This window comes from Lactiplantibacillus paraxiangfangensis (assembly GCF_036246185.1).
GTDB classification, from domain to species: Bacteria; Bacillota; Bacilli; order Lactobacillales; family Lactobacillaceae; genus Lactiplantibacillus; species Lactiplantibacillus paraxiangfangensis.
Genome location: NZ_BTPW01000002.1, coordinates 61,966 through 85,588, shown reverse-complemented (window position 1 = coordinate 85,588; position 23,623 = coordinate 61,966). Strand labels below are relative to the sequence as shown.

General features: G+C 47.1%; 22 protein-coding genes. 19 read left to right on the top strand and 3 right to left on the bottom strand.

The features are described 5' to 3' along the window. Nucleotides 1-267: 267 nt before the first annotated feature. The 16 genes from AAA939_RS01410 (at nucleotide 268) to AAA939_RS01335 (ending at nucleotide 16,675) form a co-directional block, all read left to right on the top strand. Entirely contained in the window at nucleotides 268-963 is a 696-nt protein-coding gene (locus AAA939_RS01410) for a hypothetical protein (protein ID WP_338208121.1), read from the top strand. 211 nt (nucleotides 964-1,174) lie between these two features. Then, entirely contained in the window at nucleotides 1,175-2,365 is a 1,191-nt protein-coding gene (locus AAA939_RS01405; protein WP_338208122.1) for a multidrug effflux MFS transporter, read from the top strand. Nucleotides 2,366-2,840: 475 nt separating this feature from the next. After that, a complete protein-coding gene (locus AAA939_RS01400; RefSeq protein ID WP_338208123.1) occupies nucleotides 2,841-3,617 on the top strand; it encodes a TatD family hydrolase in 777 nt (258 codons plus the stop codon). Beyond that, complete coding sequence (gene rnmV / locus AAA939_RS01395) at nucleotides 3,604-4,170, top strand: ribonuclease M5 (protein ID WP_338208124.1); 567 nt, start codon at nucleotides 3,604-3,606, stop codon at nucleotides 4,168-4,170. The genes AAA939_RS01400 and rnmV overlap by 14 nt, the downstream gene beginning before the upstream one ends. Beyond that, nucleotides 4,167-5,054 (top strand): 16S rRNA (adenine(1518)-N(6)/adenine(1519)-N(6))-dimethyltransferase RsmA, encoded by an 888-nt coding sequence (gene rsmA / locus AAA939_RS01390; protein WP_338208125.1) that lies wholly within the window; start codon nucleotides 4,167-4,169, stop codon nucleotides 5,052-5,054. Before rnmV ends, rsmA begins: the two co-directional genes overlap by 4 nt. Nucleotides 5,055-5,158: 104 nt before the next feature. Next, nucleotides 5,159-5,410 (top strand): Veg family protein, encoded by a 252-nt coding sequence (locus tag AAA939_RS01385; RefSeq protein ID WP_057706535.1) that lies wholly within the window; start codon nucleotides 5,159-5,161, stop codon nucleotides 5,408-5,410. Nucleotides 5,411-5,539: 129 nt separating this feature from the next. After that, complete coding sequence (ispE, locus tag AAA939_RS01380; RefSeq protein WP_338208126.1) at nucleotides 5,540-6,406, top strand: 4-(cytidine 5'-diphospho)-2-C-methyl-D-erythritol kinase; 867 nt, start codon at nucleotides 5,540-5,542, stop codon at nucleotides 6,404-6,406. A 169-nt stretch (nucleotides 6,407-6,575) separates the two neighbouring features. Continuing rightward, nucleotides 6,576-7,535, top strand: a complete 960-nt coding sequence (locus tag AAA939_RS01375) for an alpha/beta hydrolase (RefSeq protein ID WP_338208127.1) — start codon at nucleotides 6,576-6,578, stop codon at nucleotides 7,533-7,535. Then, nucleotides 7,535-8,383, top strand: a complete 849-nt coding sequence (locus AAA939_RS01370) for a glycosyltransferase family 8 protein (RefSeq protein ID WP_338208128.1) — start codon at nucleotides 7,535-7,537, stop codon at nucleotides 8,381-8,383. Before AAA939_RS01375 ends, AAA939_RS01370 begins: the two co-directional genes overlap by 1 nt. 125 nt (nucleotides 8,384-8,508) lie before the next feature. After that, nucleotides 8,509-9,210: a metal ABC transporter ATP-binding protein gene (locus tag AAA939_RS01365; RefSeq protein ID WP_057706539.1), complete on the top strand. Its 702-nt coding sequence runs from the start codon at nucleotides 8,509-8,511 to the stop codon at nucleotides 9,208-9,210. Next, a complete protein-coding gene (locus AAA939_RS01360) occupies nucleotides 9,203-10,000 on the top strand; it encodes a metal ABC transporter permease (protein WP_338208174.1) in 798 nt (265 codons plus the stop codon). Before AAA939_RS01365 ends, AAA939_RS01360 begins: the two co-directional genes overlap by 8 nt. 757 nt (nucleotides 10,001-10,757) lie before the next feature. Beyond that, nucleotides 10,758-11,594: a pur operon repressor gene (gene purR / locus AAA939_RS01355; protein ID WP_057706540.1), complete on the top strand. Its 837-nt coding sequence runs from the start codon at nucleotides 10,758-10,760 to the stop codon at nucleotides 11,592-11,594. 68 nt (nucleotides 11,595-11,662) lie between these two features. Beyond that, nucleotides 11,663-13,045 carry a bifunctional UDP-N-acetylglucosamine diphosphorylase/glucosamine-1-phosphate N-acetyltransferase GlmU gene (gene glmU / locus AAA939_RS01350; protein ID WP_338208129.1) on the top strand — a complete coding sequence of 461 codons (1,383 nt, stop codon included), beginning with the start codon at nucleotides 11,663-11,665 and terminating at the stop codon, nucleotides 13,043-13,045. A gap of 459 nt (nucleotides 13,046-13,504) precedes the next feature. Continuing rightward, a complete protein-coding gene (locus AAA939_RS01345; protein ID WP_338208130.1) occupies nucleotides 13,505-14,485 on the top strand; it encodes a ribose-phosphate diphosphokinase in 981 nt (326 codons plus the stop codon). A gap of 115 nt (nucleotides 14,486-14,600) precedes the next feature. Further along, the gene (locus AAA939_RS01340) at nucleotides 14,601-15,623 is read left to right on the top strand and encodes a YdcF family protein (protein WP_338208131.1); all 1,023 of its coding nucleotides are present in this window, start codon (nucleotides 14,601-14,603) and stop codon (nucleotides 15,621-15,623) included. An 80-nt stretch (nucleotides 15,624-15,703) separates the two neighbouring features. Then, complete coding sequence (locus AAA939_RS01335; RefSeq protein ID WP_338208132.1) at nucleotides 15,704-16,675, top strand: hypothetical protein; 972 nt, start codon at nucleotides 15,704-15,706, stop codon at nucleotides 16,673-16,675. A gap of 302 nt (nucleotides 16,676-16,977) precedes the next feature. Here the strand turns inward: AAA939_RS01335 and yidA are convergent, their stop codons facing one another. Genes yidA through AAA939_RS01320 form a run of 3 tightly spaced genes read right to left on the bottom strand, consistent with a single transcriptional unit; the run spans nucleotide 16,978 to nucleotide 19,979 of the window. After that, nucleotides 16,978-17,787: a sugar-phosphatase gene (yidA, locus tag AAA939_RS01330; protein ID WP_338208133.1), complete on the bottom strand. Its 810-nt coding sequence runs from the start codon at nucleotides 17,785-17,787 to the stop codon at nucleotides 16,978-16,980. 15 nt (nucleotides 17,788-17,802) lie between these two features. Then, nucleotides 17,803-19,155, bottom strand: coding sequence for an HD domain-containing protein (locus tag AAA939_RS01325; protein ID WP_338208134.1), 1,353 nt, complete (start codon nucleotides 19,153-19,155; stop codon nucleotides 17,803-17,805). A gap of 17 nt (nucleotides 19,156-19,172) precedes the next feature. After that, nucleotides 19,173-19,979: a lipoate--protein ligase family protein gene (locus tag AAA939_RS01320; protein ID WP_338208135.1), complete on the bottom strand. Its 807-nt coding sequence runs from the start codon at nucleotides 19,977-19,979 to the stop codon at nucleotides 19,173-19,175. Between the two features lie 233 nt (nucleotides 19,980-20,212). Here AAA939_RS01320 and AAA939_RS01315 point away from each other — a divergent pair, with 233 nt between their 5' ends. The 3 genes from AAA939_RS01315 (at nucleotide 20,213) to AAA939_RS01305 (ending at nucleotide 23,096) form a co-directional block, all read left to right on the top strand. Continuing rightward, nucleotides 20,213-20,653, top strand: a complete 441-nt coding sequence (locus tag AAA939_RS01315) for a YwiB family protein (protein WP_338208136.1) — start codon at nucleotides 20,213-20,215, stop codon at nucleotides 20,651-20,653. Nucleotides 20,654-20,697: 44 nt separating this feature from the next. Beyond that, nucleotides 20,698-21,312, top strand: coding sequence for a DNA-directed RNA polymerase subunit delta (gene rpoE, locus AAA939_RS01310; RefSeq protein WP_338208137.1), 615 nt, complete (start codon nucleotides 20,698-20,700; stop codon nucleotides 21,310-21,312). Between the two features lie 173 nt (nucleotides 21,313-21,485). Then, nucleotides 21,486-23,096, top strand: coding sequence for a CTP synthase (locus AAA939_RS01305; protein WP_338208138.1), 1,611 nt, complete (start codon nucleotides 21,486-21,488; stop codon nucleotides 23,094-23,096). Nucleotides 23,097-23,623 lie beyond the last annotated feature (527 nt).

Genomic DNA, 23,623 nt, shown 5'->3' with positions numbered 1-23,623 from the left:
CCGCAAAATTGGCAGATAAGAAACACCTGCCAATTTTGCCGACACAGCACACCAAGGCTACCCGACTACGCTTAAAATAGACTTACTATCGTTGTTACTTGTTCCAGGCTAGGTCCGGTCCCACGACCACATGTCATCAGAGGCAACCGGACTAGCTTACCAGTAGCTGATTTGTAGTATTTAAATAGTTAGAAACCCCTTACTTTCTTGTTCCCATAAATCAATCGGGTGCTATAATTATATTTATAAAAAGGGAGGATTTTAGTTATGAAAAGATTTTTAAAAGCTGGCTTAATGCTGGTGTTGGGGTTAGCACTAGTTGCGCCAAGCCTAACGACTACGGCGGATGCTTCTAGTAAAAAGGTGAAGGTCATCTCAACGACTCAGGTTGCGAAGAAGGCTTATCACGGTAAAAAGGGTTACATTTACAGCAGCGCAAAGCTAACCAAGAAAAAGTACAACATGAAGAAATATAAGTACACGACTTGGTACCGCTCAAAGAAGGCTAAAATCAAGAAGTCGGGGAAGAAGTCTTCTTTGACATATATTACGGCTGGCAAGAAAAAGGGCTGGATTTACAGCAAGTATTTGATTGCCGGAAAAGCACCAATTAACAAAAAGAAAATTATGAAAAATGATTTAATAGCGTACAATCGCGCAATGATGTCAGCTAGTTCAGATTTTCAAAACTCTGCAGTTGTTTCCGATGGTGACTATGACTCAATGGGGCATGGGCTGGCTGATTATTTGTACTTTAGTGAAGATGCCGCAAAAGATAAAGTGGCAGTTTTAAAGGTTTATAAGATTTTTAAGGGACGTTTCAGCAAGTCTCAAAACAAAAACTTGGCTGCGATGGCTGAAGATTTAAGTGATTTTCATATTACTAAAGCTAACCGAGAACTTGGCGCAAGTAAGTTAGAAACATTTGGTAATACGCTTGGTAGATTAATCTATGATCTTTAAACATAACTGAATCAGAAAGACCGCTCGAATTTGGAGCGGCCTTTTAGTTTGCTAAAAAATGGTTTTTGACAAATTTAATTATATCCCGTACAGTGATACGAGCAAGAAATGAGGTGACTACGCATGAAATACGAACAAATTTTAGTGTGTGTGGCCGTAGATGGAAAAGGACGTTTTTCCGCAAATTAATTTAAATAGGAGTCTAAATTAAATGAAAAACGTCCAAAAACAAGTTCCATCACTACTATTATTAATCACGTTGGTGGGGTTCCCACAAATCAGTGAATCGATTTTTACCCCCATCCTACCGGCACTAAGCAATGCCTTACACGTCAGCGCCAGTCGTAGTCAGCTGACTATGAGCATTTACTTCGTGGCGTTTGCCATCGGGGTCCTTTTCTGGGGCCAGTACGCGGATTACCGCGGTCGGCGTTCTGCCATGCTCGGCGGCCTCGTCTTTTATTTACTGGGCAACTTAGGGTTGCTTTTAAGCCCCGGATTTAACTGGCTATTAGGGAGCCGCTTAGTGCAAGCGTTTGGGGCGAGTGCCGGGTCGGTCGTCACGCAAACTATCATGCGCGAAAGCTTTAGTGGCGTGAGCGGAGCCAAGGTCTTTGCGAAGGTCAGTGCCGCTATGGCGTTGTCGCCAGCACTTGGGCCGGTGATCGGCGGAAGTGTGCAGACCATGTGGGGTTACCACAACGTCTTTTCCGTTTTGATTATGATGGCGATTGCCTGCCTCTTATATGCAGGGGTTTGTTTGCCCGAAACGCGTCCAACTACGGTAAAAGTGGCCAACTGGTCGCAACAAAAATTGGTCGTCAAGCGGCTGTTGAGTGACCCGGTCGTGTGGACCTACGGGATTTTAATTAGTGGGATCAATGGAATTTTGTTTAGTTATTACGCCGAAGCGCCGTTTATTTTTGAAGCGCACTTTGGTTTTTCAGCCGTCGCTTATGGCAGTCTCGGTTTATTACTGGCAGCCGCCAGCTTAGGTGGTGCGCTATTAGTGAACTGGCTAGTCAATTACTGGTCACCGATGCACATCGCGTTGGGTGGCTTGATGCTCAGTAGCGTCGCGGCTGTTGGGCTAGTCATGGCGGCTAGTTTGAATCAAGTTCTCGGGATGTTGGTTGGAATTTTCGTCGTCTTCCTAGGACTGAACGTGACGTTACCCAACGCGCTCAACCGAGCCTTAATTGGTTACGAGTCCGTGATGGGCAGTACCAGTGGCTGGTTCAGTCTCGGCTACTACTTGGCGGTCAGCGCCCTGACGTACTTGATGAGCTGGTTGCATCATGGCAGTATTACGACCTTACCCGCCTATATTCTAGGAATTTGCCTAGTGATGAGTATTGTTTACGGGTGGCTATGTCGGCGAACGGCTGTGTCACGAAATTAAAACGGTTATTATGAACTAGATGAACACTTGTCGTCCGACTTTACTGTAAAGGATGGCAAGTGTTTTTTGATGTTCATGGTTAAGTGAAAAAATTAGATAATTTTTTCAGAATAATGGTCCAATTGTTGATTTGCTTTGTCTTATCGTATTTATGCAGACTGATTAGATAGCTCTAGTTTAGCTGTAGGTTGCCAGTGACGTTCTCTGCGGTGAAGGGGTTGTTAGTCCGATGGTTTTTGTCGGGCTGACAACCCGGGGCGACTTTGATGATTTGCGGGTTGGGCAAAGCATCAAAGCGAAGCCTAAGACCGCTTTTGGGCTTAGGCTGGTCCCCACGGCAGAGGGCGTCACTGGCAACCGGAAGCGGGTTAGTATTTCTACGTTAATGGCCCGTCTTTTAGCCTGTTATCTGTTGTGCGCTTGCGTCCCATGTTAAAATCAACTAAGATAACAAAAGTCGAAAAGGGGTTCTGACATGCGTATTTTTGATTCTCATACCCATTTAAATAGTGAAGAGTTTATTCAGGACGTGCCGCGCTACTTACAGCAGGCTAAAGACCTCGGCGTGGTTCGGATGGCCATCGTGGGGTCCAATACCCAGTTAAACGCTGATGCCATCAAGTTGGCGGAAACGTATCCGGAGTTAGTCGCAATCGTTGGTTGGCACCCGGAAGATTCAAAGAACTATACGAAGGAAACTGAAAAAGTTTTAATTGAACAGTTGCAGAAGCCTAAGGTCGTTGCTTTAGGTGAAATCGGGCTGGATTACCACTGGGATACGTCACCCCAAGAAACCCAACGCAAGGTGTTCGCGCGCCAAGTGGCCATTGCTAAGGACATGGGGTTACCGATTTCTGTGCATAACCGCGACGCCTTTGAAGATACTTACAAGATCTTAAAGGCTGCGGACATCCGTGATACCGGTGGCGTGATGCACAGCTTTAACGGTGATCCCGAATGGCTGAAGCGGTTCTTGGACCTCGGCATGCACATCTCATATAGTGGGGTGGCGTCGTTTAAGCACGCCGACGAAGTCCATGATTCCGTTAAGCTTACCCCGCTAGACAAAATGTTAGTGGAGACCGATGCGCCGTACTTGACGCCCGAACCATACCGCGGCAAGCAGAACGAACCGGCTTACACGCGTTACGTTGTCGAAGCGATTGCCAAGTTGCGGGAAACCACACCGGAAGCCATCGCAAGCCAAACTTATCAAAATGCAGAGGAATTTTTTAAGATTGAAAAAGATTAAAGAAGTAATTGTCGTTGAAGGCAAGGATGATACCAAGCGCTTAGCTTTGGCCGTCGATGCCGATACGTTAGAAACGAACGGCTCAGCGATTTCCGAAGAAACGTTGGCCCAGATTAAACAGCTCCAAGCGACGCGCGGCGTCATCGTGTTTACCGACCCAGATTTTTCTGGTGAACGGATTCGCAAGATTATTTCCGCCAACGTTCCGGGAGTGAAGCACGCCTTTTTGCCCCGTAAAGCGGGGGTCCCAACGAAGGCGGGTGGCAGTCTTGGCGTTGAACACGCTAGTCCGGAAGCAATTCAGACGGCACTGGCGAACTTGTACACGGAACGCGTCGATGAACCAGCGACCTTGATCAGTCAGGGTGACCTGATTCGAGCGGGCTTATTAGCGGGGCCACAAGCCCGCCAACGCCGCGAACAACTCGGAGAATTATTGAAAATTGGGTACGTCAACGGCAAGCAGTTGCCGAAGCGACTCCAACTTTTTCAAGTCCAGCCAGATGATTTCTGGCACGCTGTTGAACAACTAACTACAGAGGTGAACAAATGAGTAAAGCTTTAGATATTGCCAACCCAGCTCGAACGCAAGCGATTATGCGCACGTACGGCTTACAAGTCAAAAAGAGCCTGGGCCAAAACTTTTTAACGGACCAAAACGTCTTACACAACATTGTTTTCACGGCGGACATCAGCCAAGAAGATAACGTGATTGAAATCGGGCCCGGAATTGGGGCCCTGACGGAATACTTAGCACGGGCGGCCCACAAAGTCTTAGCGTTTGAAATTGATGACCGGCTCCTGCCTATTTTGGATGAAACGTTAGCCGACTACGATAATATCGACATCGTTAACCAGGATATTTTAAAAGTCGACTTGCCAGCGATGATCCAAGAACATCTGGAACCCGGCCGTCCGTTGAAATTAGTCGCAAACTTGCCGTACTACATTACGACGCCAATCTTAATGAATTTATTGGCGGGAGACGTGCGCTTTGAAAACATCGTCGTTATGATGCAAAAAGAAGTGGCGGACCGGCTTGCCGCTGAACCCGGCACTAAGGCGTACGGTGCGTTAACGATTGCCGTGCAATACCGGATGGCTGCTGAAATGGCAATGGTGGTACCACGGACCGTTTTCGTACCATCACCAAACGTGGATTCAGCGATTGTAAAGTTAACGGCCTTACCGCCACGGACCCATTTACCATTTGACGAAGACGCCTTTTTCAAAGTGGTTAAGGCGGGATTTGCCCACCGGCGGAAAAACTTATGGAACAATTTACAGAGCCTTTTTGGCAAGCTCCCAGAAACTAAGGAAGCCATTCAAAAGGCCTTGGATACAGCTGAAATCGATCCTAAAATTCGGGCAGAACGGTTGACAGTGGACGAGTTTATTACCCTGACGGACGCCCTGCACCAAGCCGGCTTACTTTAAGATTGGTCTGGTTATAAAATGGTTGCACATTGGAAAACCTTGTGATATAATATTGACTTTTCTATGAAAAGCTAGTATAGTAGCTTTCATGAGGAGGATTCTGAATGCCAATTTCATTAGCTGCAATTAAAGATAAACTCGACTCCCGGATCGGCCAACGTATGAAGGTCGTCGCTCAAGCGGGTCGAAAGAAAACCACTGAACGCCATGGTATCTTAAAAGAAACGTACCGTTCTGTGTTTGTTGTAGATTTAGACCAACAGGAAAACGCATTTGAACGGGTCTCCTACAGCTACACCGATGTGTTAACGAAAAACGTTCAAATCGCCTTTGAAGACGAAACAACTGAAGCTTAATTCGCGTCACGTGAATTCTCAATATTAAGACCCCCAGCAAGGTCTTTTTATTTTGCTCTGATATTAGTATAATTGTATCAAAGCAAGCTAGCACTCGTGCGAGCACGGGGATGGAAGAGGGTGAGACGCGTGCAAATCGTGGAAAAAGCGCCAGCCAAAATTAACTTGGGGTTAGATACTTTATTTGAACATCCTAATGGGGATAAAGAGTGGGACATGGTGATGACGTCGGTCGATTTAGCCGACTACGTGCAACTAGAGGATCTGAAGACGAACCGAATTGAGATCGTTACTGACAGTGGCTTTTTGCCCAATGATCGGCGTAACTTAGCCTTTCAGGCGGTCAGTGTCTTGAAACGGCACTACCATGTTGACCGGGGCGTTCGGATTACGATCAAAAAGGCGATTCCGGTCGCAGCGGGTTTAGGTGGCGGTTCATCGGACGCCGCGGCGGTTTTGCGCGGCCTCAACCGGATGTGGGGATTACATTTAGACTTAGCGACGTTAGCGCGGCTCGGACTACAGATTGATTCCGATGTCCCGTACTGCGTCTTTAGCCAAACGGCCCACGTTACTGGTAAGGGTGAAATCGTCACGGCGCTACCAAAGCTCCCGCCGATGTGGATCGTGTTGGCCAAGCCGAAAGTCAGCGTGTCAACGCCTAACATTTTACGGCAAGTCGACTACGATCAGCTAACGACCCATCCGAACATCGAACGGTTGTTGGCGGGCATTCAGAATCAGAATTCGGCTGAGGTTTTTGCCAATATGGGGAACGTGTTAGAACCAATTACGTCACGGCGTTACCCGGAAATTACGCAAATTAAGGAACAATTATTGAACTTTGGTGCGGACGCCGCTCAGATGAGTGGCACCGGACCAACCGTTTTCGGCGTCTGCCGCAAGCAGTCTCGCGCACAGCGGGTTTACAATTCACTAAAGGGTTTTTGCCGCGAAGTGTATTTAGTGCGACCGGTTAATTTAGTCGAACATTAGTGGTATTAAAGCCTGGGCTGTCTCGGGCTTTTTTTTAAAAAGATGATGAAAGCGCTTGCTACAGCGGTGAACTTCTGTTAACAATTAGGGTGAATCATAACGAAAAGGCGGTTTATGACGTGTTATGTGGCAAATTATGATTAAATGAAGTTGAAATGAGGTGGCTAAGATGAAACAGACAACGAAATTAGGATTAAAATTGGCCGGCGTTGTGGGTACTGCGACTTATGCCGGTTCATTAGTCGGTGGCGTGTTAGCCTATAAGATGGCGATGCACGTTAGCGATGCGCAAAAGAGCCGTGGACAGGAATTATCACGATCTGAAAATACCGAAATCGAAAATTTTTGGTATGAAAAGCAACCCCAACAAGAGTGGGTGATCCAGTCGTTTGACGGCTTAAACTTGGTGGCCACCTATATTCCCAACCCGAAGACGGTGGGTCGGCTAGTGATCCTAGCACACGGCCTCGGCCATTCACGGGAGCAAATGATTCCGTACGCCCGGATTTTTATGAGCTTGGGCTATGACGTCTTGATGCCGGATGCCCGGGCATTTGGCGATAGTGAAGGGCATACGATTGGTTACGGCTGGCTTGACCGTTTGGATTATGAGCGGTGGATCACGGTGGCTTTAAACCAGTTGGGTGACGACGTTGAAATTGTCTTAATGGGAATTTCAATGGGCGCCGCAACCGTCATGGCCACGAGTGGTGAACCGCTACCCGAAAACGTGAAGGCCATTATTGAAGACAGTGGGTACGTGGACCTATATGATGAGGCGAAATATCGCTTGACGCATAAGTTCCATTTGCCAGCTTACCCAATCATGCCCGTCGCCAACTTGATTGCAAGTCGGCGCGCGGGGTACGCCTTTAAAGACGGCCGCATTTTGCACCAGGTCGCCATCAGCGGGTTACCGATTCTGATGATTCACGGGTCCCGTGACAAAACGGTGCCGGTGCGCAACGCACACCAACTATACGATCAATTGCCACAACAAAAAGAACTCTACATTGACCCGGATGCCGCCCACGTGCAAGCGATTCGAACCCACCCTGACCGCTATCAGGAAGTGGTCGATGAATTTTTACGTGAAGAAGCCGGACTAAGTGGAAACGGAGAGAACTAATGTCAACACCAATTAACATTCTAGTGACCTTGGATGCGGGCTATTTACCGCCATTGAAAGTGATGCTATGGTCGCTAGCCGCCAATAATCGCAACCAGGATTTTCACATTTGGTTAGTACATGAAAAACTGACCGCGACCCAGATTGAAGAAGTGCAGGATTTGACCGATGCGCTGGGATGGAAACTGACGGCGTTAACGACTAAAATCGATTTGACGGACCAACCGGCGCTAATCAAACGCTACCCGCCAGCCATGTATTTTCGGTTACTCTGTGGGCAGGTATTGCCCGCCGACGTGCACCGGGTGATCTACTTAGATCCCGATACTATCGTCATCAATGACATCACGCCGTTGTGGGAACTCGACTTGCAAGGTAACATGTTGGCGGCGGCCGCACACCGCGGTGTGACTAAGCTGGTTGATAATGTGAACCAGCTGCGGTTAGGGACCACGACGAGTTACTTCAATTCGGGTGTCTTGGTCATCGACGTGGACCAAGCCCGCGAGAAGATTCATTTGTCAGACATTACGGCGGCCATTGAGGCTTACCACGATTATTTGATCTTGCCGGATCAAGACGTGCTGAACTTCTTATACGGTGAAGCCATCTTGGAAATCGATGAAGAAGTCTGGAACTACGATACCCGAAAGTACTTGGTGTACCAGACGCGGACGCTAAGCAAGCACGATATTCACTGGGTGATGCGCCATACCCGCATTTTACATTATTGCGGCACGCCGAAGCCTTGGGACGCGACTAGTGATAGTAAATTTACGAGTTTATTTTTAAATTATCAACAACAGGTCCAACGCTTATTAGCTGATTTAAAGCCAACGGAAGCGTAACCAAAAGCCACGTAATCTTTTGATTGCGTGGTTTTTAGTGTCGGCACTCTATTGACAAATGGGCCGGTTCAGGTAAACTAAAACAGTAATCATTACTATTTACTTTTTGAGATGGGGGTAGTGAAATGACGGAACCCTTAATTGCCGTCCAACATTTGGAAATTGCATTTCCAAATAATCAGGTCTTTAAAGATCTAAATTTTGATATTCAACGCGGGGATTTCTTAACGGTCATTGGTGAAAATGGTGTCGGGAAGACGACCTTGATCCGGGCTTTGCTAGGCATGGTGAAACCAGCGGCGGGCCAGATCAAATATTACCCGAATAAAAAGGCCATTCGCGTGGGCTACGTGCCACAGTTTCGGAACCTTGACCAAGAATATCCGTTAACAATTGAAGACTTTGTTAGTTTAAACTTACGCGGCTGGCGCCCGTGGTTGTCTAAAGCGGAACGGCGACAGGTCGAAACGGCCATGGCGGTGACGAACGTTAAGAAAATTCGCCAGCGGCCACTCGGCATGGCTTCGGGGGGCGAAAAGCAGCGTGCTTACTTGGCACAAGCCATTGTCGAACAGCCGCAGCTTTTGATCTTAGATGAATCAACGGCGAGTCTGGATAACGAAATGAAGTATGAACTGCTCGATCTCGTGCAGAACCTTAACCAGACGAGTGACATCACGGTGTTCTTTGTCACCCATGATTTACCGCTGGCTAAGCAGTACGCCAAACATTACTTAGCTTTAAAGCCGGGCCAACAACAATTCGGCAACATTGCGGATATGTCGGTCGAAGCGCTGAAGGAGGTCACCAATGTTAGCGATGTTTAGTTTAGCGTTTATGCGTAACGCCTACTTAGCCGGAACGTTTATTGCAATTATCTGTGGCACGATTGGCGTATTCGTCATTGCCCGGAACCTGTCATTTCTGACCCATACCTTGTCCGAAATCGGCTTTGCCGGTGCGGCGTTTGGGATCTTTATGGGTTGGACCGCGCTAAGTGGGATGCTGATTTTTACCGTAGTCAGCTCGGTCATTGTCGGTCAGATGAGTGTGAAACAGTCACGGCGCGAGGCGTCGATTTCGGCCATTTCCGCCCTGTTTATTGGACTCGGAATCTTGTTTTTATCCTTGTCTAATCAGACGTCCAGTTATGCCACCAGTATTTTATTTGGGAGTGTGATAGGGATTGCCAACACCGATGTGTTACGGGTTGCTTTACTTTCCGGGATTGTGTTACTAGCCATGTTAGGCCTCTACCGGCCGTTGAAGTTCGATTCGTTTGACGCCATTGGGGCCAAGGTCAGTGGATTATGGACCACGGCGATTTCCGTGGTGTTCCTAGTCCTAGTGGCGATGAGTGTCAGTGTGGCTGCTCAAATCGTTGGGTCACTGTTGATTTTTATCTTATTGACGTTACCCGCCGCGGCCGCACGGTACTTTGTTCACACGGTCAGCAAGATGATTTTTCTATCGATTGGCTTTGCCCTCGTTGGGGTGTGGGTCGGGTTGTACCTGAGTTACTTGACCAACCTCCCCGTCAGTTTCTTTATCGCTTCAATTGAATGTGTCTTTTACTTTGCTGCGTTAGGGTATCAACGCATTCACGTCGGCAGTTAATCATTAAAAACAAGCGTCGTTCAGTTTTAAGCTGAACGGCGTTTTTATGTGAGTAAAAGGAAAAGCTATTCCGGTTGCCACTGATGACATGCGGTCGTGGGACCGGGGCTAGCCTGGGGAGCGGTCTAGTCCCTCGCCCGGAACACTTGCAAAATGCGCAACTGTCCCGGACCGTCCGTGGTGTAAGCTCGGCAAAAGAAACGCCGCGCCAACACCACCATCACGACCGATGCCATCAGTGGCAACCTCTGATTATCCAAATCATAATAGTAAGTCTGTTTTGAGCGCAGTCGGGTAGCCTTGGTGTGCTGTGTCGGCAAGATTGGCAGGTGTTTCTTATCTGCCAATCTTGCGGGGCGATTCAAAGACGTGGGTTATCGGCTTGGAATTGAGGGAGCAGACCGCATTTTGGCTGGGACCGTCCCCCATAGCACACCGAGGCTATCCGACGAAGCGGATAATTTAGGAATAACTATCGCTACTGTTCCGGTGTTAATAGCAGTTTTAGCCTTTTCAACCTTTAGTGAGTAAAAGGCCAAATATGCGTTAATTAACAATCGGCTAGTACCTAAGTATCACTTTTTTTATTGTTCCTTTTTTAGGGGCTAAAAAAGTCGTTCGAGCCGAATTGAAACGCAAATCTTAAGAAATTCCGATAGTTCGCTAAAAAGATTGTAAAAAACTACCTTATTCCCGAACGTTTGTGTTATCATTTTGCATAGACTATAAAAAAGATGATTTAGGTTGAGGTGGAAACATGAAAGTACGTAGAAGCGAACGTTTAATCGATATGACGCGCTATTTATTGGAACGTCCCCATACGTTAGTCTCACTGACGTATTTTGCGGAACGGTATGAATCGGCAAAGTCTTCTATTAGTGAAGATTTGACGATCTTGAAAAAGGTTTTTCAATCCCGCGGAACGGGTATTTTGGAGACCATTCCTGGTGCTGCCGGTGGGGCGCGCTTTATTCCTTACATTTTAAAGGACGAAGCACAAACTTTTATCGACGAAATGGCGGATAAAGTCGCTGACAAGAGCCGGGTTTTACCTGGCGGCTATATCTACTTATCCGATATTTTGGGACAACCGAATATTTTACGCCAAGTTGGTCGGGTCATTGCCACGCAATACTTGAATCAAAAAATTGACGCCGTGATGACGGTTGCGACGAAGGGGATTCCGATTGCGCAAAGCGTTGCAACGTACCTTAACGTGCCGTTTGTCATCGTCCGTAACGATTCTAAGATTACGGAAGGGTCAACGGTCAGTGTGAACTACGTCTCTGGATCATCTGAACGGATCAAGAAAATGGAACTTTCAAAGCGGAGTTTAACGGAAGGCGCTAACGTCTTAATCGTGGATGATTTCATGAAGGGCGGCGGTACCATTAACGGGATGAAGACCTTGATTGAAGAATTCGACGCGAACTTAATCGGCATCACCGTATTTGCGGAAGCTGCCTTTACGGGCAACCGGTTGATTGATGACTATACCTCTTTACTACAAGTCACTAATGTGAACGATAGCGATAAAGCCATTAAAGTCGAACCAGGTAACTATCTGGAAAAGGTTTTTGGTGCGGAAGCTTAAGCACATGTGTCACCCATACCAATTTTTTGGTATGATGGACTTATCTGAGGACTAAGGAGAAATTTCTAATGACAACCAAAAATGCAATCATCATGGCCGCTGGTAAAGGGACCCGGATGAAATCCAAGTTAGTCAAAGTACTGCATAAAGTTTGCGGTAAATCAATGGTCGACCACGTGCTGACCCAAGTTGAAGCCACTCACATGGACAATATTGTGACCATCGTGGGCCACGGCGCAACCGATGTTGAAGCAGCGTTAGGCGACCGGACCAAGTATGCGGCCCAGACCGAACAACTCGGTACTGGCCACGCCGTTTTACAAGCGGAACCTTTATTGAAGGACGCTGATGGGATGACGCTGATCGTTAGCGGTGATACCCCATTGTTCCGTGCGGAAACGTTCCAAGAATTATTTGAATATCATCAAGCGAAGGGTGCTGCGGGGACTGTTTTGACCTCGGAAGCGCCAGACCCACAAGGCTACGGTCGCGTGGTTCGCAATCACTTAGGTATCGTTGAAAAAATCGTGGAACAAAAAGATGCTTCGAAAGAAGAACAAGAAATCCACGAAATCAACACTGGTGTTTATTGTTTTGATAACAAGAAGTTATTCGAAGCACTGCACAAAGTGACGAACGATAACGCTCAAGGTGAATACTACTTGACCGATGTTATTCAGATTATGAAGGATCAAGGCGACGTGGTTGCGGCTTACCGGATGTCTGACTTTGACGAATCCATGGGTGTCAATACACGTTCCGCTTTAGCACAAGCAACCAAAGTGATGCAAAAGCGGATCAACGAAGCTCACATGGAAAACGGGGTCTCCATTATCAATCCGGAAGACACGTACATTGACGCTGGCGTCAAAATTGGCGCGGATACGATCATCGAACCCGGCGTTTTGATCAAGGGTCACACGACGATTGGCGAAGATTGCTTTATTGGTGCTCATTCTGAAATCCATGACATGGTCATTGAAGACCGTGTTCGGGTGACTGCTTCCTTCTTAGAAGACTCAATCATGCACGCGGACAGCAACATTGGCCCTTACAGTCACTTACGTCCTCAAGCTGAAATCGGCGAACACGTTCACTTAGGTAACTTTGTGGAAGTGAAGAAAGCCCAGATTGGTGATCGGACTAAGGTCGGTCATTTAACTTACGTTGGTGACGCAACGCTTGGTAAGGACATTAACGTTGGTTGTGGGGTTGTGTTCATCAATTACGATGGCGTCAACAAACACCATACCAATGTTGGTGATTCCGCCTTTATCGGTAGCAATTCTAATATTATTGCTCCCGTTGAAGTTGCGGACCATTCCTTCATTGCTGCTGGTTCCACGATTACGGATGACGTTGATTTCCACGACATGGCTATTGCCCGTGCCCGTCAAACCAACAAACCTGATTACTGGAAGAAATTACCACACGAACCAGAAAATAAATAAGCTTTCGTTTAGCTAAAAGCCTAGGGACATCTTATCCTAGGCTTTTTTGCTACTTCCGGCGGTTAAACGAATCCGTTTACTATAGCAAAAGAATGAAAATCAGAGCTGGGGAAAGTTTTAAGGGTGTTCATCAATTGAAATTACTTTTTTGTATGAAAGTTCGGGTTCATTTCTGTAATTAATTTCATTTAAACCGTTAATTGCACGTCAGATCGGGATTTGCGTCGTGAAATGACTGGTAGCGCTAACAGCCTGATAAGACGGTCACGACGCTTAAACCCGAAGTTTTGATTGGTTGGGCTCACGAAACTTTAATTTTTAGGCGGTAATGGCCGGCTTAAAGCCGAAAGACGCGCCTCCAGCCCAGTCTAGCGCAATTTATAACCGTAACAGGGCTTGATTTTCCGGCCTAAAATGCCTATTATTTAGTAAGTAATAAATTTTCGAATGGAGGAAATTATGTCAGAACAGTATTTTGATCCAAAGTTAAAGATTTTTGCTTTGAATTCAAATAAACCATTGGCAGAAAAGATTGCGGACGCCGTTGGGGTTAAATTAGGTAAGACCTCGGTTGATCGCTTTAGCGACGGCGAAATTCGCATTAACATTGAGGAAAGTATTCGTGGTGACCAAGTGTACATCATTCAATCAACTTCCGCTCCCGTTAATGATAATTTGATGGAATTGTTGATTATGATCGACGCGTTACGGCGTGCCAGTGCCAAGACCATTAACGTGGTTATTCCTTACTATGGTTATGCACGGCAAGATCGTAAAGCCCGTTCTCGCGAACCAATTACCGCTAAGTTAGTTGCTAACATGCTGGAAACCGCTGGTGCAACTCGGATCTTAGCCCTTGATCTTCACGCGGCTCAAATCCAAGGTTTCTTCGATATCCCATTGGACCACTTAATGGGTGCGCCACTGTTGGCTGACTACTTCTTAACTCACCATTTGGCTGAAAACGCAGTTGTCGTTTCACCTGACCATGGTGGTGTGACCCGGGCCCGTAAATTGGCCGAATTCTTAAAGGCACCAATTGCCATCATTGACAAACGTCGTCCACGGGCGAACGTTGCTGAAGTGATGAACATTATTGGGGACGTTAAGGGTAAACGGGCCATTATGATTGACGATATGATCGATACGGCCGGAACGATTACTTTAGGCGCACAAGCCTTAGTCGATGCCGGTGCAACCGAAGTCTACGCTAGTTGTACCCACCCGGTACTTTCTGGCCCAGCCATCGAACGGATCGAAAAGTCACCAATCAAGAAGTTAATTGTGACTGACTCAATCGCTTTACCAGCTGAAAAACGGATCGATAAGATCGAACAAGTTTCCGTTGGTCAATTGATGGGTCAAGCAATTAAATTTATCCATGAAAATAAACCGGTTAGTCCGTTGTTTAAGAACCGTTTCCACAACGAAGAAAACTAACACTGTTTTTAAGGCGTCGGGTTGGATCGTCCAACCGGCGTCTTTTTGTGACCAATCAAATAAACTGGTCTCACCAGCAAAAATGATTACAATAGAATTGAAGGGGGGCTCAGCCGTGGATTCATTTTATTGGGGTAGCCTAGCATTGGTTGGTGCCGTGACGTTGCAATTAACAGACCGGCGGCACTGGCTAACGGGCCACTTATTTTTATTTGCCATCGGGGCGTTCATGTTGGCGGCCTACCACCGGTTTAGTGCGCAGGCCAGTCCGCTTTGGCAATTAATCATTGTCGGACTAAAAATTTTGGCCTATGTTTTACTACCCATTATTATTTTCGTGGTTGCGGTTAGCTTTGTCCGCTACAGCTACCGCTTGATTCGAAAAGAAGGGTGGCATTTCCACTACAGCCTATTAGCGATTGTGGGCACGTTACTCATCTTAATGTTAGGGTTATCCGTTGTTAATTATGAGCGGTGGCAGAATAAGCAGTTATGGCAATTATTAGGATTAGCATTATTATTGACCGGTTTTTTTGCCTTTAGTTTTTTAGCTTACCTGGTTGCTTGTTTGACGACCAGGCTAGGACGGCCTCGCAAGATTGACCACATCATTGTCTTGGGAGCTGGCTTGATGCCGGATGGACGTCCGACGCGCACGCTGAGTTACCGGTTGAAAACCGCTGCGAAGTTTTATCACGCGCAACGGACTAAGTATCATGAACCGGTGACCATCGTGGTTTCTGGTGGTCAGGGTAGTGATGAAGTTGTTGCTGAGAGTACGGCGATGCGGCGGTACTTAGTTGCCATCGGGGTGCCGCGTGATGCGATTCAAGAAGAGAATCAGTCGACGTCGACTCAGGAAAACTTGCGCTATTCCCACGCGTTAATGGTGCGGAAGAATCCGTTCTACCATGCGGTAATGGTGACGAGTGACTACCACGTCTTGCGCGCAAACATTTTGGCCCGGCAATTATCATTAAATTTAACGGGTATTGGTGCGCGGACGCCGTGGTACTATTTGCCATTTGCAATGTTTCGGGAGTACTTAGCGTTGATCCTAATGTATCGCTGGACGAACCTGACCGTCGTGCTCGGAATTGCGGTCTGGTACGTCGCTGTGTTAGTAAGGTTAGTTTAAATAGAAACCGCTACCGATAATTAAAATTAGTTTTTTCGCGGTTAATGTTATAATGGACGGAGTAAAAGGAGGGGTTTGCCGTGGCTCATGCCTATCGAGCACCTTGGCGCCTGATTTTGATCGCCCTGATTGGACTAGTGACGTTATCGGGATGTGCGAAAACGACCGGTGGCGCAACCGCAAGTTCAGCGACGACCGCCGACAGTTCCGGCGCCGTTTTAACAAAAGCAGATCAGCAAATTTCACAACAAAAAATTTCCGCCGCACGCCAAACGTTGGATCGGGCAACCGCCCCAACCAAAGCGGTTAAAAATTTAGCGACCGGACTAAAATATTACCAGGACGCAGAAGAAGCCTTGAAAGATAATCAGCTTAGTTCGGCTAAGGGTTATTTTCAAACGTTGAACGATTATCAAGGGACAACGGATGCAGCCTTCATTGCAGCCCGCCGCAAACTAGTCCGGCAGTACCAGGCTGTCAAGCTAGCTAATGGTTATTATAATGCAGCGCGTGACGACTTAAGTATGCACGATTTGTCGGATGCTAAAGCAAATATTGATAAATTAGATCGGTTGGATACAATTCATCCTATTATTAAGAAGTTACAAGAAAATGCGTTGGATATGAAGCAAGCCATCATGAACTATGAGGCTTCACAATCAACGAGTTCAGGCAGTGCCAGTTCGACCGTGACGAGTAGCAGTAGCAGTACGTCATCAGCGACGAGTTCCGATAGTCAGTCGAGTTCGACTAGCAGTGATAGCAGTTCTGACACGAACGGCTCATCAACGGCGACGAGTTCGGCCAACAGTAGCAGTAGTAGCGACAGTGACTTGACGACTGCGGATATTATTAAACAGTTCCAAGATGCTGCGGGCGGCTCGTTTGCGAACGACACTGAGTTTGATATCACTAAAAAGACAAGTACGTATTACCAGATTGACGTGATTCCTGCTGCGAACGCGAAGGATTCCAGTACTGAAACGTATCGGTACTATCCAGACAGTGGCAAGGTGACGAAGCAAGATGCTTCAACCGGGGAATTTAACTGAGTTTTCAGTCATTAAAAATAGTGCGTTGCTAAATCAATACGATTTAGCAACGCACTATTTTTTGGACTAAAGTTTGGATAATATCAACAACAAACAGGTCGTGTTTAGCGAAGGCGGTCAGAGTTAGTGTGCAGTGGCCGTAAGATTAGCCGGCGGTTTTGAGCGGGCTAATCTTGCGGGGCGATTCAAAGACGTGAATTGTCGGCTTTGAATCGAGGTGCCAGACCGAACTTTGGCTGGGACCGGACCCCACCGCACACTGGCTCTGACCGCCGAAGCGACCAATTTAAAGTGCGCTGACGTTAGGCAAGTGCCCAAGTATGAATGGCGTGAGCGACGCCGTCTTCAACGTTAGTTTTAGTTTCGTACTTTGCGATTTGTTTGGCTTCTGGAATGGCATTGCCCATGGCGACACTGTTGGTGGCGTATTTGAGCATGCTGAGGTCGTTACCCTGATCCCCGATGGCCATGACTTCGTCGGCGGAGCAGTGCAGGTATTCTGCCAACATCTTCAACGCATTCCCTTTACTTGCTTGGTTGTTGAGAATTTCTAGGAAGTAAGGTGCGGAGCGAACGATGTGGTAACGGTCGTAAAAATCGGTTGGGATTTTTTTAATCGCGGCTTCCAGTAAAGCTGGATCGTCAACGACCATTGCTTTGACGATTGGCAAGTCTGGGCGCATTTCTTCCGGTGTCCGGTAACGAATTTGCATGTTGACGAGGGAACTTTCGCCGACTGTGTAAGGACTGATGTCGCGGTTAGCCGTGTAGATGTGGTCTTCACTCTCAACGTGACAATGAACGTTGAGTTTGCGGCTCAAGGCTTCGATGTCGATGTAGTCTTCGTGCGACAGTGTCAGGCTGGTAATGATCTTACCGGTCACGGTTTGTGCCATCGAGCCGTTGAAGGTGATGACGTAATCGTCGTCACCGCTTAAGCCCAACTGTTCTAAGAAGGGGGTCACGCCGCTCAACGGGCGACCGGTACAGATGACGACTTTTACGCCCTGCGCGTGGGCATCGTGGACTGCTTGGATGGTTGCGGGATTTAATTCACTGTGTTCATTGAGTAACGTGCCATCCATATCGATGGCGATTAGCTTGACTGACATTTAGATTCCTCCAGGTTAGTTGGGTAAAATTAAACGATCATTTAAAATGTATTTTTGAAACTCTTGGTAGATTGGTTTGAACAGGTCACTTTCGGCGTCCTTACTGAGCATTTCTTTCGGGAAGAAGAATCGTTGGTCCCCGGAGACTTTACCCGTAATGGCCCGCACGAGGTCACTGACGGTTGATAATTCGAGTAAGGAACCATCTTTTTGCATCAGTTCGATTTGGGTCCGCGGTTTTTTCATCTTAGGATCGTACGCGTCGTACGGCAAGTCGTAACTATCGTTAGTATCGGTATAGTAGTGACTGTCGAAGCCGGCCTGTTCAATTAATTGCTGTAAATCAGGAATTAACGGCTGCGTCAGGTGGTCAACGCGGGCGGACTTTAACGGGCGCCGGTCTAAGAAGCGGGTGGCCAAGTCTGCTAGGATGTTGTCCCGGCTATCGCGCCAATGGTTAAAGTACGTGTTGAGGACGCCATCATCCAGCCGCAAATAATCATGCAACGTAAAGTTGTTATTGAAAAATGGCAACAACATGTGCGGCGTTGCTTCGGCATCGCTAGCATGACTTTGATAAAGGTCGTTAGCGCGTTCTAGGAGGTGATCCAAGATGACTTCCATAGAACGGGAGACCGGGTGAAAGTAGACCTGCATGTACATCTGGAACCGGCTGACAATGTAATCTTCCACGGCGTGCATACCTTCCATCATGAAGGTGATGCCACCTTGGTAGGGCCGCATGACCCGCAAGATCCGCGTCAGGTCAAAGTTACCGTAGTTCGTACCCGTAAAATAGGAGTCCCGCAAGAGGTAGTCCATCCGATCGGCGTCGATTTGACTGGAAATCATTTGCACAACCTGGGGATTGGGATACGTTTTTTGAATCACGGCTGCGACCTGTTCGGGAAAGTCGGGAGCGACCCGTCGGAGCACTTGGTTGACCTCAGTTTCTGGCGACGTAATGATTTGTGCGGTGATGGCCTCGTGGTCGGTGTGGAAAATGTGCTCAAACGTGTGTGAATACGGGCCGTGCCCGATGTCATGCAGCAGTGCGGCGCACAAGGCCACTAACCGCTCGTTATCGTCCCAACCGCCGTCGCCGGGGGTCTTCGTGGGATAGTTACGGGCAAAGTTGTCACAGATGCGCCGGGTCACTTCGTAAACGCCTAGGCAGTGCCCAAAGCGGGAGTGTTCCGCGCCGTGAAAGGTCAGCGACGTGGTTCCGAGTTGTTTGATTCGGCGAAGCCGTTGAAATTCAGATGTGTTGATCAAGTCTAGGATGACTTGGTGTTGAACGTAAACGTAATCGTGGACGGGGTCCCGAAAGACCTTTTCCATGGGTAATAATTGTTGGCGGTAAGTCAAAAAAATTCCTCCGTTCGTTAACGCAAGCGTTGCTGACGGCGTTGCATTTGTTGGTAAGCCTGAGCTAAGTGGGCTTGAAATTCTGGTTCCTCGGTGAGTAACGGTAGGGTCGTCGTATCAACCGTGCCAAATTGCGCTAGGACCTGGATAAATCGGTGCTGGGCATCGGCCACGCTCAACGGTGTGCCGAGCTTTGCGCTGACGGTCGTCATGACCGTGGGATCGATATCCGGAAACCGGTCGTCTAGGTGACCAGCGAGGCCCGCCTGATAAAATTGTCTGATCAGTTGGCTACGACTGGTCTGGTCGCCGTTGATACTGACGTACAGCATGATGACCAGCGCGTCGGCGGTTCGGCGTTGCGACATGCCCGCGATTTTTTGACCATCAATACTCAGGTCATAATCACCGGGACAATACGAGCGGGTGATCTCACCCGTGGTAATCACGAGGGTGGGCCACACCGCCTGGACATACTTGGTCATCAGTTGGTAGGCGTCCGTAATGGAATAGTCGCTACGATTAGCGGGTAAGAAGAGCGAGACGTTGAGGACGCCGTCGTCCGCGACCACGGCGAGACCCCCTGAATTACGTAGCAAGGTCTGATAACCGGCCCGCTGAAGTCCCGTTAAACCGGTCGCTAGTTGTGGTAACTGCTGATCTAACAGTCCTAAAATAACGGTCTGTGAGAGCTGCCAAAAGTGAACGATCGGTTGTCGGCGTTTTGCGGTCAGCCAGAGTAGCGCGTTCGTATACGCAAAGCTATCAAGCATCGCGGCTGATTCATAGTGTTGGCTTAAAGTTGCAATGGTTGGTTGCGTCAATTGATTCACCCCGTTTAGACATCAGTTTCATCCTTAATTATACTCGAATTGCTACTACGGCGCAGGTCGAGCTAGACGATAGGTTGATTTTTAGTTATTTTAAGATGAATGGCTTATAATTAAGATGACGTTTGAAGGCGCAAGCGCAGTCGCGTGCAACGCACAACAAACTTGGAGATAATGGACGTATCGAGTCGTGCGGATACGTCCAGTAATTAGGAGGAAAGAAAGTTATGGATGATTTAACAACCGGAGTACCCGTAGCCATTCATTTAGAGACGCAGGCCCTTCAAGACGGCGATACGGCCAACTATGCGTTAGATGTTGATGGTCAGCTGGTTCAAATGGGCGGGGCATTTTACTTACGCTACAAGGAAGTCAATGATGATGCGCCTGAACCCATTCCGGTGACGATTAAACTCGCAAGTAATGGTGACGTGGTCTTGACGCGCAGTGCAACGAACCGGTTGCGATTACACTTTGCAAACGGAAAACGGGTGCGCGCACATTACCAAACGCCGATGGGGATGTTACCCGTTGAGACGGTGACGCCGATGTTACAAGTGCGGCTTCGTGAGCGGCCATTTTCCGGTGAAGTCAACGTTAATTACGACTTATACGCGGGTGAACAGCTGGTTGGTAACTACAAGTTGAGATTGCAATTCACGGCCTGATTTGGTATGATGAACTGTAAACTGTGGAAAGGACGTGCACCAGTTTGGAACTTAAACAATTTGATGGACAAAAAAAGTCCGAATTATCTTTAATCGAGGTTGCGCACGCGATCTTATCACAACATGGTGATGCGATGGCATTTGCCGATTTAACCAATGCTGTGCAATCATATTTAGGTAAAAGCGACGAAGAAATTCGGGAGCGTTTATCACAATTTTATACCGATCTGAACATCGACGGTAGTTTCATTTCCCTCGGTGACAATATGTGGGGCTTGCGTGCATGGTACCCATTTGAATCCATTGACGAAGCCGTTATCCATACCGATGACGACGAAGATGATGATCGGCCAAAGCGTAAGAAGCGTAAGAAAGTTAACGCCTTCTTAGCTGACGCTGGGGATGATGACGACGTGATCGATTACGATGACGACGATCCCGAAGACGATGACAATTATGATGATGACGATTCTGAGAGCGACGACGATGACGACGATTCAGAAGGCAAAGGCAAGTACGATGAATTAGCCGGCGTTGATGACAGTGACGATGACGCTGCTGACGAAACGTTACCAGACGGTATTGAAGGCCAATTATCCGAGTTAAATGACGACGATGATGATGACTTCGATGACGACGAAGAAGACGAAAATAAATAAGCTTCTCGAGATTCAACCTTGACGAAAAGGCAATCTCCTTGTATTATCTTAATTGGGCTCTCTGGTAGAAATACCGAGACAAACGAACGTAATTAGCTCCCTATTTCTTTTGGAATAGGGAGTTTTCTTTATTTAACCAAACCCCACGAAATAAATCTTTAAGGAGTTATCACATGACCAAATATATTTTTGTAACTGGTGGCGTTGTTTCATCAATTGGTAAAGGGATTGTCGCAGCCTCATTGGGCCGATTATTGAAGAACCGGGGCTTAAAAGTCACCATTCAAAAGTTTGATCCATACATCAACGTTGATCCTGGTACGATGAGTCCTTATCAACACGGTGAAGTTTTTGTGACGGATGATGGTACGGAAACCGACTTGGACTTAGGACACTACGAACGGTTTATCGACATTAACTTGAACAAGTATTCCAACGTTACGACGGGTAAGATTTATTCAGAAGTTCTGCAAAAAGAACGTCGGGGAGATTATTTAGGCGCGACGGTTCAAGTTATTCCACATATTACGAATGCAATCAAAGAAAAGATCATGCGGGCCGGGACCACCACTGATTCCGACATCGTGATCACTGAAATTGGTGGGACCGTTGGGGATATTGAATCCTTACCATTCATTGAAGCCTTACGTCAAATGAAGAGTGATTTGGGTTCTGACAACGTCTTCTACATTCACACGACCTTGATTCCTTACTTGAAGGCCGCTGGTGAAATGAAGACGAAGCCAACCCAACATTCTGTTAAAGAATTGCGGAGCTATGGGATTCAACCGAACATGTTAGTTGTTCGGACTGAAAAACCAATCACGCGGGAAATGCGGAACAAGATCGCGTCCTTCTGTGACGTTGAACCCGAAGCCGTTATTGAATCCTTAGACGTTAAGACAATTTACTCAATTCCATTGAACGTTAAAAAGCAAAATATGGATTCAATCGTCTTGGACCACTTTGGTATTAAGGCACCAGAAGCTGATATGAGCGAGTGGGAAGACCTTGAACATCACGTGCAACATTTATCACGGACCATCAAGATCGCCTTGGTTGGGAAGTACGTGGCGTTACAAGACGCTTATATCTCTGTGACTGAAGCTTTGAAGCATGCCGGTTACACGGACGATGCTGAAATCGAATTGAACAAGATTTCCGCTGAAGACGTGACACCAGATAACGTTCAGGACTTACTGGGCGATGCTGATGGGATCTTGGTTCCCGGTGGCTTCGGTGACCGTGGGATCGAAGGTAAGATTACGGCCATTCAATACGCGCGTGAAAACGACGTGCCATTCTTAGGGATTTGCTTAGGGATGCAAATGGCCAGTGTTGAATTTGCCCGCAACGTTTTAGGATTAAAGGATGCCAACTCGGCAGAAATCGATCCAAATACGCCAGATAACATTATTGATTTGATGGCGGATCAAGAAGACGTTGAAGATATGGGTGGGACGCAACGTTTAGGTGCTTACCCTTGCAAGTTGAAGCCAGGAACGGTTGCAGCGAAGGCTTACCATAATGAAGAAGTTGTTATGGAACGTCACCGTCACCGTTATGAATTCAACAACGCCTACCGTGAAGCAATGAAAGCAAAGGGCTTGGTCTTCTCTGGGACTTCGCCTGACAACCGTTTAGTTGAAGTGATCGAATTACCTAAGAAACGCTTCTTCGTTGGTTGCCAATATCATCCAGAATTCTTGTCACGGCCAAACCGTCCAGAAGGCTTGTTCAAAGCCTTCATCGACGCTGCCAATGTGACTGGTAAAGCAAAATAAGTTATTTAAATGAAGCACTCAAGTGTAATGACTTGGGTGCTTTTTTAGGTGCAATAGTGCGATATTAAAAATGGGTTCTAGAAATCGGTCGTCGGTTTCTAGAACCCATTTTGTGATTTAAAGTGATCAAGCGTGTCGCTAATTTAGTTGGAAGGAAACAATAATATAGAAACAATTGATATGTTATCAGGCTATAAATAATTTTTAGGAAGAAAATTTTCCGAGTGTTAACGCTTGCAACTTAAGGATATGTATAGATTATTTGTTATCTCGGACGCCCCTCAAATAATTAACGGCTTGAATGTTTGCCCCGTCACTCTTATAATATATTTATTAATTCACTTATATAAATAAGTCTGTCTGATAGATGATGAAGATGCTGAAACTTTTTACTTTGATAGAGGTTAAAAGTGTGTAATGGTTTAAAAGGAAACATAGCAAAGAAACGGGGAAGAATCCGTTGACAGCACAACTGATTTTTAAGGGTGTTGTACCAGTTAATGGCAATACCCATAAGCAAACCAATC

What these genes read in the sequence shown, in the direction of transcription:
- AAA939_RS01315 (WP_338208136.1), top strand. Translation starts at nt 20,213, where the DNA reads ATGGATGATTTAACAACCGGAGTACCCGTAGCCATTCATTTAGAGACG.
- yidA (WP_338208133.1), bottom strand. Translation starts at nt 17,787, where the DNA reads ATGTCAGTCAAGCTAATCGCCATCGATATGGATGGCACGTTACTCAAT.
- AAA939_RS01305 (WP_338208138.1), top strand. Translation starts at nt 21,486, where the DNA reads ATGACCAAATATATTTTTGTAACTGGTGGCGTTGTTTCATCAATTGGT.
- AAA939_RS01370 (WP_338208128.1), top strand. Translation starts at nt 7,535, where the DNA reads ATGTCAACACCAATTAACATTCTAGTGACCTTGGATGCGGGCTATTTA.
- purR (WP_057706540.1), top strand. Translation starts at nt 10,758, where the DNA reads ATGAAAGTACGTAGAAGCGAACGTTTAATCGATATGACGCGCTATTTA.
- glmU (WP_338208129.1), top strand. Translation starts at nt 11,663, where the DNA reads ATGACAACCAAAAATGCAATCATCATGGCCGCTGGTAAAGGGACCCGG.
- AAA939_RS01345 (WP_338208130.1), top strand. Translation starts at nt 13,505, where the DNA reads ATGTCAGAACAGTATTTTGATCCAAAGTTAAAGATTTTTGCTTTGAAT.
- AAA939_RS01360 (WP_338208174.1), top strand. Translation starts at nt 9,203, where the DNA reads ATGTTTAGTTTAGCGTTTATGCGTAACGCCTACTTAGCCGGAACGTTT.
- rsmA (WP_338208125.1), top strand. Translation starts at nt 4,167, where the DNA reads ATGAGTAAAGCTTTAGATATTGCCAACCCAGCTCGAACGCAAGCGATT.
- AAA939_RS01385 (WP_057706535.1), top strand. Translation starts at nt 5,159, where the DNA reads ATGCCAATTTCATTAGCTGCAATTAAAGATAAACTCGACTCCCGGATC.
- AAA939_RS01405 (WP_338208122.1), top strand. Translation starts at nt 1,175, where the DNA reads ATGAAAAACGTCCAAAAACAAGTTCCATCACTACTATTATTAATCACG.
- AAA939_RS01365 (WP_057706539.1), top strand. Translation starts at nt 8,509, where the DNA reads ATGACGGAACCCTTAATTGCCGTCCAACATTTGGAAATTGCATTTCCA.
- AAA939_RS01400 (WP_338208123.1), top strand. Translation starts at nt 2,841, where the DNA reads ATGCGTATTTTTGATTCTCATACCCATTTAAATAGTGAAGAGTTTATT.
- AAA939_RS01375 (WP_338208127.1), top strand. Translation starts at nt 6,576, where the DNA reads ATGAAACAGACAACGAAATTAGGATTAAAATTGGCCGGCGTTGTGGGT.
- AAA939_RS01410 (WP_338208121.1), top strand. Translation starts at nt 268, where the DNA reads ATGAAAAGATTTTTAAAAGCTGGCTTAATGCTGGTGTTGGGGTTAGCA.